The organism is Metabacillus flavus (assembly GCF_018283675.1).
Classification (GTDB): Bacteria; Bacillota; Bacilli; order Bacillales; family Bacillaceae; genus Metabacillus_B; species Metabacillus_B flavus.
Genome location: NZ_JAGVRK010000001.1, coordinates 2,691,040 through 2,704,912, shown reverse-complemented (window position 1 = coordinate 2,704,912; position 13,873 = coordinate 2,691,040). Strand labels below are relative to the sequence as shown.

Annotated in this window: 14 protein-coding genes; 12 read left to right on the top strand and 2 right to left on the bottom strand. The window is 45.2% G+C overall.

What is annotated here, in order from left to right; genetic code table 11:
* The first annotated feature begins 5 nt into the window (after positions 1 to 5).
* The 3 genes from obgE to pheA all read left to right on the top strand — a co-directional run bounded on the left by obgE (position 6) and on the right by pheA (position 2,777).
* Entirely contained in the window at positions 6 to 1,295 is a 1,290-nt protein-coding gene (obgE, locus tag J9317_RS13915) for a GTPase ObgE (protein ID WP_211559553.1), read from the top strand.
* A 156-nt stretch (positions 1,296 to 1,451) separates the two neighbouring features.
* Positions 1,452 to 1,901: an ACT domain-containing protein gene (locus J9317_RS13910; RefSeq protein ID WP_284143278.1), complete on the top strand. Its 450-nt coding sequence runs from the start codon at positions 1,452 to 1,454 to the stop codon at positions 1,899 to 1,901.
* 15 nt (positions 1,902 to 1,916) lie between these two features.
* On the top strand, positions 1,917 to 2,777 hold the full coding sequence (pheA, locus tag J9317_RS13905; protein WP_211559551.1) for a prephenate dehydratase: 861 nt from the start codon (positions 1,917 to 1,919) through the stop codon (positions 2,775 to 2,777).
* A 313-nt stretch (positions 2,778 to 3,090) separates the two neighbouring features.
* On the opposite strand, the gene J9317_RS13900 is transcribed toward pheA, so the two are convergent.
* Positions 3,091 to 3,633, bottom strand: a complete 543-nt coding sequence (locus tag J9317_RS13900; RefSeq protein ID WP_431190707.1) for a transcription repressor NadR — start codon at positions 3,631 to 3,633, stop codon at positions 3,091 to 3,093.
* A complete protein-coding gene (locus J9317_RS13895) occupies positions 3,624 to 4,775 on the bottom strand; it encodes an IscS subfamily cysteine desulfurase (protein WP_211559547.1) in 1,152 nt (383 codons plus the stop codon). Before J9317_RS13895 ends, J9317_RS13900 begins: the two co-directional genes overlap by 10 nt.
* A gap of 90 nt (positions 4,776 to 4,865) precedes the next feature.
* Between J9317_RS13895 and nadB the strand changes: the two genes are divergently transcribed.
* From nadB to J9317_RS13850, 9 genes are all read left to right on the top strand, one after another.
* Positions 4,866 to 6,395 carry an L-aspartate oxidase gene (nadB, locus tag J9317_RS13890; protein WP_211559545.1) on the top strand — a complete coding sequence of 510 codons (1,530 nt, stop codon included), beginning with the start codon at positions 4,866 to 4,868 and terminating at the stop codon, positions 6,393 to 6,395.
* On the top strand, positions 6,392 to 7,237 hold the full coding sequence (nadC, locus tag J9317_RS13885) for a carboxylating nicotinate-nucleotide diphosphorylase (protein ID WP_211559543.1): 846 nt from the start codon (positions 6,392 to 6,394) through the stop codon (positions 7,235 to 7,237). The genes nadB and nadC overlap by 4 nt, the downstream gene beginning before the upstream one ends.
* Positions 7,234 to 8,334, top strand: coding sequence for a quinolinate synthase NadA (nadA, locus tag J9317_RS13880; RefSeq protein WP_211559541.1), 1,101 nt, complete (start codon positions 7,234 to 7,236; stop codon positions 8,332 to 8,334). The genes nadC and nadA overlap by 4 nt, the downstream gene beginning before the upstream one ends.
* Before the next feature lie 578 nt (positions 8,335 to 8,912).
* Entirely contained in the window at positions 8,913 to 10,427 is a 1,515-nt protein-coding gene (gene safA, locus J9317_RS13875; protein ID WP_211559539.1) for a SafA/ExsA family spore coat assembly protein, read from the top strand.
* Between the two features lie 185 nt (positions 10,428 to 10,612).
* Positions 10,613 to 11,254 carry a YhcN/YlaJ family sporulation lipoprotein gene (locus tag J9317_RS13870; protein WP_211559537.1) on the top strand — a complete coding sequence of 214 codons (642 nt, stop codon included), beginning with the start codon at positions 10,613 to 10,615 and terminating at the stop codon, positions 11,252 to 11,254.
* Between the two features lie 145 nt (positions 11,255 to 11,399).
* Positions 11,400 to 11,930, top strand: a complete 531-nt coding sequence (locus J9317_RS13865; protein ID WP_211559535.1) for a BofC C-terminal domain-containing protein — start codon at positions 11,400 to 11,402, stop codon at positions 11,928 to 11,930.
* A gap of 131 nt (positions 11,931 to 12,061) precedes the next feature.
* Positions 12,062 to 12,664 (top strand): Holliday junction branch migration protein RuvA, encoded by a 603-nt coding sequence (ruvA, locus tag J9317_RS13860; RefSeq protein WP_211559533.1) that lies wholly within the window; start codon positions 12,062 to 12,064, stop codon positions 12,662 to 12,664.
* Between the two features lie 10 nt (positions 12,665 to 12,674).
* Positions 12,675 to 13,679 carry a Holliday junction branch migration DNA helicase RuvB gene (gene ruvB, locus J9317_RS13855; protein ID WP_211559531.1) on the top strand — a complete coding sequence of 335 codons (1,005 nt, stop codon included), beginning with the start codon at positions 12,675 to 12,677 and terminating at the stop codon, positions 13,677 to 13,679.
* Positions 13,672 to 13,872: a DUF2905 domain-containing protein gene (locus J9317_RS13850; RefSeq protein WP_211559529.1), complete on the top strand. Its 201-nt coding sequence runs from the start codon at positions 13,672 to 13,674 to the stop codon at positions 13,870 to 13,872. The genes ruvB and J9317_RS13850 overlap by 8 nt, the downstream gene beginning before the upstream one ends.
* The last annotated feature ends 1 nt before the right edge of the window (position 13,873 follow it).

Below are 13,873 nucleotides of genomic sequence, written 5' to 3'. Positions count from 1 at the left end.
ACATAATGTTTGTCGATCAGGTCAAGATATATGTAAAAGGCGGCGACGGAGGCAATGGAATGGTTGCTTATCGCCGTGAAAAATATGTTCCGGACGGCGGGCCAGCCGGCGGTGACGGAGGCAAGGGTGCAAACGTCATTTTTGAGGTGGAAGAAGGTTTAAGAACCCTGATGGATTTCCGCTATCAGCGTCATTTTAAAGCGGAACGCGGGGAGCATGGCATGTCTAAAAACATGCACGGCCGAAATGCGGAGCAAATGATTGTTAAAGTACCTCCTGGCACAGTGGTGATGGATGATGATACGAAACAGGTCATTGCCGATTTAACAGAGCACGGCCAGCAGGCGGTCATTGCAAGAGGCGGAAGAGGCGGACGCGGGAATACCCGTTTTGCAACACCTTCCAATCCGGCTCCTGAGATTGCTGAAAATGGAGAGCCGGGCCAGGAACGCTACATTGTGATGGAGCTAAAGCTGCTTGCAGATGTTGGACTGGTCGGTTTCCCGAGTGTGGGTAAATCTACACTTTTATCCGTTGTATCAGCAGCTAAGCCAAAGATTGCCGATTACCATTTTACAACGCTTGCTCCCAACCTTGGAATGGTTGAGACGCAGGATGGGCGCAGCTTTGTTATGGCGGATCTTCCGGGTTTAATTGAAGGGGCGCATGAAGGAATCGGTTTAGGACATCAGTTCCTAAGACATATTGAAAGAACAAGAGTAATTGTTCATGTGATTGATATGTCAGGCCTCGAAGGGCGTGATCCTTATGAGGATTACTTGACAATCAATGAAGAACTTAGACAGTATAATCTGCGTTTGACAGAACGTCCTCAAATTATTGTGGCAAACAAGATGGATATGCCGGATTCAGAAGAAAATCTGAAGATCTTTAAAGAAAAACTTCAAGATGATTTTCCGGTGTTTGCCGTTTCAGCAGCTACAAGAGATGGAATTCGCGATCTTCTGTTCAACATTGCAGATACACTTGAGAATACGCCGGAATTCCCGCTTCATAAAGAGGAAGAAGATCCGGGTGTTCACCGTGTAGTTTATACACTCGAAGAAGAAGAAACACCGTTTATCATTACAAGAGACAGTGCGGGAATTTTTGACGTCACTGGAGAAAAAGTCGAACGTCTCTTTAAGATGACGGACTTCAGCAGAGAAGAATCTGTCCGCCGCTTTGCGCGCCAGCTGCGTACAATGGGTGTTGATGAGGCCCTGCGCAAAAAAGGAGCCAAGGACGGAGATATCGTCAGACTTCTTGAGTTTGAATTTGAATTTGTTGATTAATAAAGTGAATCCTTTATGAGCGGGAGTTTTACTGCCCGTCAATGCAGGATATAAAACGGAATGTCCAGGCAATTTGCCTGGACATTATACATATTGGAATGTCCGCTAAGGATACAGAGCTATCCTTATCTTCGCCAACTTTATCATGGAGGGGTGATGGGATTGAAAGAGGAAACGTTTTTTCTTGTCCGTGAGGATGTTCTTCCGGAAGCAATGAAAAAGACGCTGGATGTGAAAAAGATGATGGAGAGAGGAAAGGCGGGGTCTGTGGCGGAAGCAGTCCAGCGGGTAGATCTTAGCCGGAGTGCTTTCTATAAATACAGAGATGCCGTTTTCCCTTTTCACACAGTTGTGAAAGAGAAAATCATTACGCTTTTTTTTCAGCTTGAAGATCGATCCGGGACATTGTCTGAGCTTCTCGGCCTTGTAGCTAATGCGGGGTGCAACATCCTAACGATTCATCAAACCATTCCGCTTCAAGGCAGAGCCAACGTAACGCTTTCTTTAAATATTAACGGAATGAATGAAGATATTAATCATTTAATTTCACGATTTAAGAAAATGGAGTTTGTCGATAAAGTAGAAATACTTGGATCAGGGGCTTAAGGAGAGTTGGTAGCATTGAGTTATCGTATTGGATTTTTAGGACCTAAAGCAACATTCACCCATCTGGCTGTTTCAAAATTTTTTCATGAACAGATTGAGCAGATTCCCTATGCTACCATTCCAGCTTGTATGGATGCCGTTGCAGCGGGAGACGTGGACTTCTCGATTGTCCCTCTTGAAAATGCTATTGAAGGATCAGTGAATTTAACAGTAGACTACCTCGTTCATGAACAGCCTCTTCATATTGTCGGGGAAATGGTAGTCCCTATTAATCAGCATTTCATGGTGCATCCTGATCGTGTATCCTCATGGCAGCAGGTAGATAAGATTGTATCCCATTCCCATGCAATCGCACAATGTCACCGCTATCTGCATAATGAGTTTCCGCAGGCCGAGCATTCCTATGCTGCTTCTACAGGGGCGGCTGCTCAATTTGTAAGCAAACACCCTGAAGAAAACGCAGGAGTCATTGCCAATGAAATGGCGGCAGAGGTTTACGGACTATCCATTGTGAAGAAGGATATTCATGATTATCATTACAACCATACATTGTTCGCTATTTTACATCCGTCTATGTCAGAAAAGCCCCCAGTCTTGCCTGGGTATGAAGGAAAAGATAAAACCACCATCATGGTCACGCTGCCTTCCAACCAGTCAGGAACACTTCACCAGGTGCTCTCCGCTTTTGCTTGGAGAAAACTGAATATGTCCAAAATTGAATCAAGGCCTATGAAGACGGGGCTCGGAAACTATTTTTTCCTAATTGATTTGGAGCACGCTATGGACAGCGTTTTAATTCCAGGTGCAGTGAATGAGCTGGAGGCTCTTGGCTGCGGTGTGAAAATTCTCGGCAGCTATAAAGCGTTTTATGCCTGAATAGCATAAGGGCAGTCCAGAGAGCAGTTTTCAAAGCTGCTTTCGCTTTTTGAAATTGGATTGGTTTTGGCTGATTTCCTCTCCATGTTGCTCGCTTTCCGCGGGACGTGCGGTGAGCCTCCGCGGCGCCGGGCGCCTGCAGGGTCTCACATGTTCTGCTGCTCTTAGCTCTAGTCTCTCACCTTCCGCTTCAATCAGCCTAACCCATAATTGTTCAAAGTACTTATTTAAAATCAAAACCCCCGGAATTGCGTCCCGGGGTTTCAATTTCAATCATTTCCTCTAAGCAAGACTTTTTAGACAGCCTATTTTTTTACTCGTCTTTTATCAGAAACCCCTTATCATCCAAAGCCTGGCAAACATCATCAAGTACAGATTCGGAATCCGCAGCGATCGTATGCATATGCACGCCTTCTGTTAGCTGAGAGAGATAGAAGGACTGGCTTGATGTTATTTTTTCAATAAACTCTTCTACTTCCTTCCGGTTATGGACCATGATTGAAGCCGTGAGGTCTCCGTATACGGGATGCTCTACCATTACATCCTTCACTGCTGCACCATGGTCCACAATGACTCTCATCTCTTCAGCAGTCTGTTCTGGAGTATGCACACAGGCGATTAAACGCTCTGCATTTTTAGAAGGGGCATGCGAATGCATATAAATATATCCCTGGCTTGTTGCCATAATCGGCTCAGATTTTGCTTTTAACAATGAGATATCCTGAACAATTACTTGCCGGCTTACATTCATTTTTTTTGCTAAACCGCTTCCTGTCAAAGGGACAGGACTTGTACGAAGCAGCTGTAAAATCTGCTGTCTTCTTTCTTCTCCGTATACTTTAGAAGTCAAATGTATTTCACCCTCTCTGCTGCTCCTGCACAATGCCTTTCTAAAATCGATTCCAGTCGTTCAACGTGTGAAAAGTCCGTTCCTCTGCCGGGAGAAATTCGTATAAAGCAGTGAGCTTTTTCAGCTGATATGCCAAGAGCGAGCAGTGCATGTGAAGGCTTGGTCATTCCAGCGTGGCAGGCACTGCCTGTTGAAATAGCCACCCCTTTTTGACTGCATGCAAGCATAGCATATTGGCCTTCAGTATGAGATAAAAGGCAGCCGATGATTCCGGGAAGCTGAAATTCCTCATCATTTGCCTTAATTGGTATTCCAATCTTTTTCTCCTCTATAAATGATACAAGATGCTTCCTGTATTCTCTCATTTTCATCCATTCTCTGTCCATTTCTTTTACTGTTTCCATTGCTGCAACGGCAAAGGAAACAATGCCCGGGACATCAACTGTTCCAGGGCGGAACCCATTTTCGTGAGAAGTCCCTGCGATGACCGGCTTCCAGGAAGCGCATGGTGAAATATACGCTGCACCCAATCCTTTTGGTCCGTGAATTTTATGGGCCGAAACGGATAACGCGCTGATCCCCCATTCTTCTGCAAGAATAGGTACCTTTCCAAATGTCTGTACACAATCGGAATGAAATAGCATTCCATTTTTTTTGGCAAGACCTGCGATTTCTTTTATGTTATGCATGATTCCTGTTTCCGAATTTGCATGCTGGACTGTTATTAATACCGTACTTTCCGTGATAAGCGGTTCAATTTCGTTCCATCCAATCATTCCTCCGGTACCGGGCTGAGCCTCTTTAATCACATAGCCTTTATTTGCTAACCCATAAAGGAATGTTCTTATTGATGCGTGCTCCATTTCGCTCATGACGATTTCCTTTTTATTAGGATCTGCTCCACTAAGGAGGGACGTTAATGCCAGTACATTGGCTTCACTTCCGCTTCCGGTAAAATAAAGGCCGTCTTCCGCCCCGCCAAGCAAATAAGCAATTTTCTTCCTTGATGCCGAGAGCCACTCAGCTGCCCGGCCGCCTTCTTCATGAAGACTCTGGCTGTTGCCGTAAACCGTTTGTGCGGTTTTCATATAGGCTTCAAGCGCTTGCTCACTCATAGGAGCTGTGGCAGCGTAATCTAAATAGATCAAGATGGTTCCTCCAGTCAAAAAAACTCTTGTGCTTATTTTAAAGTTATGTAAAGATAGGTGTCAAGACACATGTAAAGCAAGGTGAAAATAATGCAGCAGACAGACGTGCTGATTGTGGGCAGCGGAATAGCAGCTTTGGCCGTTGCTTATTATATTTGTGAAGAATTGAACGTAATGATTGTTACAAAAGGATCTGTAACCGATGGGAACTCGTCTTTGGCACAAGGCGGGATTGCCGCTGCTCTTTCTGAAAAAGATTCCTGGATGCTGCATTGTGAGGATACGATTCAAGCCGGCGATGGCCATACAAATCCTCATGCAGCCAAACAGCTGACGGAAGAAGGGAACAAAATCCTTCTTAACCTGCTTCGCGACGGATTGCCTGCTGACAGAGCGGAGAACGGTGCCCTAAAGCTGGGCATGGAAGGAGCGCACAGGCTAAACCGGATTGTCCATGCAGGCGGCGATGAAACAGGAAAAGCGATGGTCCGGTTTCTTGCACAGGGTGTAAACGGAAAAGTGAGCATGTATGAACAAACAATGGTAACAGAACTGCTTGTTAGAGAAAACACCTGCTACGGTGTGCGCGTTCTTAATGCGGATGGAAATACTGAAGTGATTTATGCTTCCGCTGTCATTCTGGCAGCTGGCGGATGCGGCACCCTTTACCGGCATACTTCCAATCACAGGAATTGTACAGCGGATGGAATCGCTCTTGCCTATAGAGCAGGTGCGATACTGACAGATATGGAGTTCGTCCAGTTTCATCCTACCATGCTCTATACAGCAGGCTCGGTAAAAGGACTGGTTTCGGAAGCTGTCCGCGGAGAGGGAGCTTTCCTGCAAAATTCTAGGGGAGAGAAAATCATGGAAAACGTACATCCGTTAGCAGATCTTGCACCGAGAGACGTTGTTTCCAGAGAAATTTTCCGGAGTATTCAGCAGGGAGAGTCCATCTTTCTAAACATTAAAAGTATTCCTCAATTCAAGAAACGATTTCCCGGAATTTCCAGAATGTGTGAGAAGAATGGCATCCGTTTGCAGGATGGGCTGATCCCCGTTATGCCTGGCATGCATTTCTTTATGGGCGGAATTAAGACGGATCTGAACGGCCGAACAAGTGTAAACAGGCTTTACGCAGCTGGTGAAGCGGCTTGCACTGGAGTTCATGGAGCAAACAGGCTTGCAAGCAATTCCCTGCTGGAAGGATTGGTGTTTGGAAAGAAAATAGCAGAGGATGTAAAAACGATTGAAGCACAGGAGGATGTTCCGTCATTTAAGAAGGAACGTCCTCCTGCGTACACCGTTACGAAGCAGGATGTAGCTGATATGATGGAGCGTTTCGCAGGGATTGAACGAAATGAAGAGGGGTTAAGACAGCTAATTGAGTGGTTTCAGGATGCCCAGCAAAAGAGCGGGCAGGCAGAAGAGCTCTCACCCGGCATCTTCGAAATGGCCAACATGATGACGGCTGGTGAATTAATTGCCCGGGCTGCATGGCAGCGCACAGAAAGCAGAGGCTGCCATTTCCGGTCAGACTTTCCCTATAAAGAGGCAGCCTGGAAACGAAAAGAACTGCTATGGAAAACGAATAAACCAGCTTTAGAGGTGATTGTGTGAATGGATTAAAAGTAAAGGAAAGCATCAGCCAATTTTTAATGGAGGATCTCGGTGATCATGATCTTTCGGCAAGCGGAATTTTCTCCGAAAGTGATCGGGGAGAGGCGGTCATTTTTGCAAAGGAAAAAGGCGTTTTTTCAGGGGAAGCCGTTTTAAAAACTGCTTTTTCACTGCTTGATGATCAAATAGAGGTTCAAATCCTGAAAAAGGATGGGGAAGCAGTGGAGAAAGGGGAACCCGCTGCCGTTATAAATGGAAAAATCATCTCAATTCTAAGTGCAGAACGGGTAGCATTAAACCTAATTCAAAGAATGAGCGGGATTGCGACAAAAACCCGCGAAGCCATCATGCTTCTGGATAGTCCGGATACACATATATGCGATACAAGAAAAACAGCCCCCGGGCTTCGGATGTTCGACAAGTATGCAGTCAGATGCGGAGGCGGACGAAATCACCGCTATGGCCTTTATGACGCGGTCATGATTAAAGATAATCACATATCTTTCGCAGGAAGCATCCGGGAAGCAGTTTTAAAAGCCAAGCAGGCAGTCGGACATACTGTGAAAATTGAAGTTGAAATAGAGAATGAGAATCAGCTTATGGAAGCGATTGAAGCCAAGGCGGATATCATCATGTTTGATAACCGTTCACCAGAAGAAGTAAAAAGATTTGCTAAATTAACGCCTGATTCAATCATAACCGAAGCCTCAGGCGGCATAACTCCGGAAAATCTTCACACTTATCGAAACACAGGGGTGAACTATGTATCACTTGGGTACCTGACCCATTCTGTTAAAGCATTGGATTTTAGTTTATTGATGAAGCAGGGGGAAGAAAAATGAGTCTTATGGATGTGCTGAACGAGGAAGCCGTTTCGCTGATTCCTGAAAAATACAGAACATTGTCCACGGAGGAAATAGAGAAGAGAATATGGGAGATTAAAAAAGAATTCGGCAGCAGACTTTTTATCCCCGGCCATCATTATCAAAAGGATGAAGTCATCCAATTTGCAGATTGCACTGGTGATTCTCTGCAGCTTGCCCAGGCTGCGGCAGAGAATAAAGAGGCAGAGCATATTGTTTTTTGCGGCGTTCATTTTATGGCCGAAACGGCAGACATGCTGACAGGTGATGATCAATACGTCTACTTGCCGGATATGAGAGCAGGCTGCTCGATGGCCGATATGGCAAATATCAAGCAGACCGAGCGTGCTTGGGAAAGATTGACGGCTCTATACGGAGATACCATTATCCCGCTTACCTACGTCAACTCCACCGCAGCCATCAAAGCCTTTGTGGGAAGACATGGAGGGGCATCCGTGACCTCCTCAAATGCAAAAGAAATTGTGAAATGGGCATTGGAGCAAAAAAAACGCATACTATTTTTGCCGGACCAGCATCTGGGAAGAAACACAGCCTTTGATCTTGGAATTCCCCTTGAAGAAATGGCTGTTTGGAACCCGATATCAGAGAAATTGGAGGGTCCTTCCGAGCCGGCAAGAATTCTTCTCTGGAAGGGGCATTGCTCGGTACATGAGAAGTTTACAGAAAAGAACATTGCCCATATCAGAAAGACAAAACCCGATATGACAATCATTGTCCACCCGGAGTGCACGCATGAGGTTGTTCAGCTGGCTGATCTTGCCGGTTCAACAAAGTATATTATAGATCAAATTTCTGCAGCAGCGGCAGGGACAAAATGGGCGGTCGGCACGGAAATGAACCTCGTTAACAGATTGATCTCCTTAAATCCTGATAAGGAAATTGTTTCACTGAACCCTTATATGTGCCCATGTTTAACGATGAACAGAATCGATCTTCCGCATTTACTGTGGTCTTTGGAAGCTCTTGCAGAAGGCAAAGGGGTAAACAGAATCATCGTGGAAAAAGAAGATGCAAAACAGGCAGTGCTTGCACTGAACAGAATGCTTTCTATATAATTTGCCTCCCTCAATAGCCCATGCGCCGCATGGGTTTTTTTACGATGATTTGTCCAGCCAGCTTAGCCCCTCGAGACTTTCGGAGGCCCGCAGGAGGCGGGTCAGTTCTGCGTTGCGACAGGACGTCGCGGACTTAGCAGAACTTCATCCCTTCAAGGCGCTTGCGCTTTTCTTACACGATAAGAAAGTATAAATTTCTATTTCATCATCTTTCTTTGTATAAAGTGATTTGTCCAGCTCCAGCGCCTAGCCCCTCGAGGTCATAAGCCACTCACCCTACGGAAGTAAGATCGCCTTCCTCCGGCTGATTGTCTTATGCTTATCGGGGCTGTTCAAGGCGCTTGCGCTTTTCTTTGTGTCACGGACAAAAGTGGAATTTATTCAAAAAAAGTGGCACATATATCACGGTTTTTGCGTTTTATAATAGGGAAGTTTCAGTGGGGAAAACATGGCTTACCAGCTGGGCAATTTTCAAAGAAGGCATATTCGCTCCTTTTTCCGCATAACTTGTGGTGAAGAATAACGGCAATTAGCCTGTATGCTTTTACTATACAGTTAATGCATAGGAGGGGGAACTTTTGAAAATCCATATCGTTCAAAAAGGGGATACATTGTGGAACATTGCTAAAAAATATGGAGCGGATTTCGAAGAACTGAAAAAAATGAACTCTCAACTAAGCAATCCCGATTCCATAATGCCTGGAATGAAAATTAAGGTACCGACGGGGAGCGTTCCAGTAAAGAAGGAAGCTCAAATTAATTTCAATTCGAAAAAAGAAATGCAGAAGCCCATAAAAGAACAGCCGGTTCAGCAGCCTGCCAAGGAAAAGCCAAAAGAAGTTCAGGCAGCAGAGGAACCTAAAAAAGAAAAACCAATTACTCCGTTTATGCCTAAAATGCCTAACATACCGCAGCCTGTTTACCCTGAAATGGATATTAATAATTATTATATGGTGAACATGTCAATGCCGCCGAAACAGCCGCAGCTGCCTCCGAAGCCGGCTAATGTTATGCCGGAAATGAAAAAACCGGCCAATGTTATGCCTGAAATGAAAAAGCCGGCAGAAAAACCAAAAGAGAAGCCAGCTGCACAAGTGGCACAAAAGGCAGTTTCACCAGCCAAGAAAGAGGAGGCAACCAAGAAAATGGAGAAAATGCCGAACATGCCTAATATGCCTTATTCTGCTCCAACAGGAGTAATGGGAGCGATGCAGCCATCCATGCAGCAGCCGATGTACGGCGGACCGCAGCCAGGATATGGTATGCAGGCCCCGATGTATGGAGCTCCTTACGGCTATGGACATTATGGCCACCATCATCACCATCATCCGATGCCGTATTGGTGTGTCCCATCTCCAATGCCTTATGGCGTCGGCGGGGCGATGGATGAAAACATGCCGAATGTGATGGGTGCCATGGACGAAAACATGCCGAATGTGATGGGTGCGATGTCACCGAACATGCCTAATGTAATGGGAGCCATGTCTCCGAATATGCCAAACGTGATGGGGGCAATGGATGAAAACATGCCGAATGTGATGGGCGCGATGTCTCCCAACATGCCAAATGTAATGGGCGCTCAAAGCATGCCTCAAATGATGCCGCAAATGGCTCCGCAAGGGTATTCGCCATATCCTCCCGGATGCACTCCGGCCTCTCCTGTAATGCCAGGTTCAGGGTTTGGCCCGGGTGTAATGGGTGCTTACGATCCGAATATGCCGAACGTGATGGGTGCTATGGATGAAAATATGCCAAATGTGATGGGCGCGATGTCTCCCAACATGCCCAACGTGATGGGTGCGATGTCACCGAACATGCCCAACGTGATGGGTGCAATGGATGAAAACCAGCCGAATGTGATGGGCGCGCAGGAAGGCAAGAATAAGCAGCCGATGACCGGCGGGCAATACGGACAAATGCCTCAGGATTGCGGATGCGGAGGATCCCAGGGTTACGGAATGCAGCAAGGATACGGGATGCAGCAAGGCTATGGAATGCAGCCTGGATTTGGGATGCAGCAGGGGTATGGAATGCAGCCCGGATACGGCCAAATGTTCGGACGCCCTGATTTTTACAATGGGGAAGAGGATTAATTCATACAGTTTGAGACGATTATGCAATCGTCTCTTTTTTTTGATTAGCTTTTTTAAAGCGCAATGCGGATTGGAACTAGGCTTTTGATTAATGGAGGGAACTGTCAAGATTAAAACCTTCTGTTACGAGCAAGCTAACCAAGAGCAGCTATGCTCAATTGGTAAAAAAACAGGGGGTAGTCATCTTGATAAGAAAGACCATCCAATACGGATCTCTGGCACTTTTAGCAGGTCTTCTCACAGCTTGCGGCAATGGGAAAGACAATGCAATGGATTACAATGACAACACACAGCCGATCGGCATGTATTCGAACGAACACGATGGTAAAAACAAGGATCACGCTGATAATGATGGTCCTATAACTGAGATGATGGACGGAGATCGAAATGATCGTCCGACACGAGTATCTAATAACAGCAATATGGATAATCAAGGGGTCCCGATTGCAGATAACGACCGAAATGAAAACGGGTATTATTCTGATCGCGATCAGAACCTAGCCGAAAAGGTTTCAGATAAAATTTCCAAGATGAAAAATGTTGATGATGCAAGGACAGTTGTAACCGAAGATAACGTGATTGTAGCCGTAGATACAAACGATAAGAACAATAAAAATGTGAAAAACGCCATTATTAAAGAAACAGAAAAATTGGCGAATGGCAGAAACGTGGATGTATTTACAGACGAAGGCTCCTTCAACCGTGTTAAGCAAATCGATACCAACATTAAAAATAACAAGCCGCGGGAAACCATTGATGCCGATATTAAAGACTTTATGAAAAACACCGGCAAAACCATTCAGCGCACGCTTAATCCGAATCGCTAAAACCAGGGGCATCCCTGGTTTTTTCTTATGACTAAAACTTCCATGAATGGCCACACTATGAATGTGGCAATCATGGAAGTTTTTTAGCAGCAATTTTTTTCATGCTGGAACCTGTTTAAATCTGATAAATAGTGAGGTGGCCTTGTTGCTGACACGCCAGCCTATTATATACATTCAATTATCGCTCATCACCTTGATCACCCTATTTTGTACAGTAAACGTTCAGGCATTGGAACAGCGCACAGCGGATGAGGCAAATGGAAAATCCATTACTTTATTCCTGGAACGAGACTATCTTGATGGAGAAGTAAGCGTGGAAATTAAAAGGGAACCGTATTATTCCCAGTCCCATGTGCTCGCCCGTTATCCGGGATGGAGACTTGTAGAGAAAAGCGAAAAGAGAATCGTCCTAAGAAAAAGTATGAATGATATATCTCCTTTTATGAAAGCAAACGGTTATTTCGGGCTGAATAACGAAGGGATTTTGTCTATATTTGATGGCAAACCGAATGAGGAAGGAAAGGTCATCCAATCCTTTTTCCAGATTGATGTAGGAAAGCTTGAAACAAAACGGCATATGGAGCTGGAAAATGGAATCAGAGTAGCGAGCAGGAAGAAATATCTGCACGTCATCGAAACCTTTAAACAATACGGAACGCCTTGTTCAAAAAAATAGAGCTGCTCGAATTTGCCTGCAATTTCCGCAGGCTTTTTATTTTGCTTAATCCGAACATATGTTAACGTTTCTAGTTCTTGGGCGCGGCTTTTTATGATACAATGAAGTACAGTTGTAAAGAGGTGAAAAAGGTGATTGAATTTGTCCGCGGGAAGATTGACTATATATCTCCCGAGTATATTGTGATTGACCATACTGGAATCGGCTATAAAATTTTTGCTCCCAATCCGTTCGTTTATTCAATGGGAACAGAAACAACCATATATACATACCAGCATGTCAGAGAAGACATTCTGGCTTTATACGGATTTAGATCAAGAGAGGAAAAAGCTCTTTTTACAAAGCTGCTGAATGTAACAGGAATTGGTCCTAAGGGAGCCCTCGCGATCCTGGCGTCAGGAGATCCGTCGCAGGTGGTGCAGGCAATCGAAGCAGAGGATGAAGTCTTTCTGGTTAAATTTCCGGGAGTAGGAAAGAAAACCGCCAGACAGATTATTCTTGATTTAAAAGGGAAACTTGGAGACGTGGCCCCTGAATTTGCTCCATCGTTATTCAATCATCACGTATTTGCTGAAAAAGATGCGTCTTCTAAAGCTCTTGCTGAAACCATTGAGGCTCTAAAAGTTCTCGGGTATGCAGAAAGGGAAATTAATAAGGTTGTTCCTGCTTTAAAAGATGAAGCACTGTCAACCGATCAGCTGGTGAAAAAAGCGCTGCAAAAGCTGTTAAAGTAAGGTGATGACAATGAATGAACGGCTTGTTTCCGGTAATGCGGAAAATGAAGAACAATACTTGGAGCTTAGTCTGCGGCCGCAGAGACTCAGTCAATACATAGGACAGGACAAGGTAAAAGAAAACCTGGATATCTTTATCCAGGCTGCCAAAATGCGCGGTGAAACTCTTGACCACGTCCTTTTATACGGCCCCCCGGGTCTCGGGAAAACTACATTGGCTGCGATAATAGCAAATGAAATGGGAGTTAACCTCAGAACGACTTCGGGACCGGCTATTGAAAGACCTGGCGACCTGGCAGCGATCCTAACCGCGCTTGAGCCTGGAGATGTCCTTTTCATCGATGAGATTCACCGTCTGCATCGCTCCATTGAAGAAGTTCTTTACCCTGCAATGGAGGATTTCTGTCTGGATATTGTCATCGGCAAGGGGCCGGAAGCAAGATCCGTCAGACTCGATCTTCCTCCGTTTACATTGGTAGGAGCTACAACAAGGGTAGGGCTTTTGACGGCTCCGTTAAGGGACCGGTTCGGTGTGCTTAGCAGGCTCGAGTACTATAGAGAATCAGAGTTATCTGAAATTGTGGAGCGGACATCGGATATCCTCCAAATCGGCATTGATCCTAATGCTTCCGCTGAAATTTCAAGAAGATCGAGAGGAACCCCTAGAATCGCGAACCGGCTATTGCGGAGGGTCCGTGATTTTGCACAAGTTCTCGGTAAAGAAGGGATTTCGGAGGAGCTTGCATCTGAAGCGCTTGAAAGACTTCAGGTCGACAGATTGGGTCTTGATCATATTGACCATAAACTGCTGACAGGGATCATTGAAAAGTATAGAGGAGGTCCAGTGGGACTGGACACGATTTCTGCGACAATCGGAGAAGAATCCCATACAATTGAAGACGTTTATGAACCATATCTTTTGCAGATCGGGTTTTTACAAAGGACATCCAGGGGAAGAATGGTAACCGATGCGGTTTACAGACATTTTAACCTGGAGGTTCCGGAACATGACTGAAATGCCTAAACTGCTGATGATTATTGGAGCCGTTTTATTTGCGGCCGGACTGTTTATGCAGGCAATTGGAAAACTGCCCGGAGACCTTGTCTTCAAAAAAGGAAATACAACCTTCTTTTTCCCGATTGCAACCTCCATTATCATCAGCATTTTGCTAACGGTTCTTTTATCTATTTTTGGACGATTTAAATGAC

Bases quoted from the DNA above. Each gene is read 5' to 3' on its own strand.
- obgE (WP_211559553.1), top strand. From the start codon at position 6: ATGTTTGTCGATCAGGTCAAGATATATGTAAAAGGCGGCGACGGAGGC.
- J9317_RS13910 (WP_284143278.1), top strand. From the start codon at position 1,452: ATGGGATTGAAAGAGGAAACGTTTTTTCTTGTCCGTGAGGATGTTCTT.
- nadB (WP_211559545.1), top strand. From the start codon at position 4,866: ATGCAGCAGACAGACGTGCTGATTGTGGGCAGCGGAATAGCAGCTTTG.
- nadA (WP_211559541.1), top strand. From the start codon at position 7,234: ATGAGTCTTATGGATGTGCTGAACGAGGAAGCCGTTTCGCTGATTCCT.
- ruvB (WP_211559531.1), top strand. From the start codon at position 12,675: ATGAATGAACGGCTTGTTTCCGGTAATGCGGAAAATGAAGAACAATAC.
- J9317_RS13850 (WP_211559529.1), top strand. From the start codon at position 13,672: ATGACTGAAATGCCTAAACTGCTGATGATTATTGGAGCCGTTTTATTT.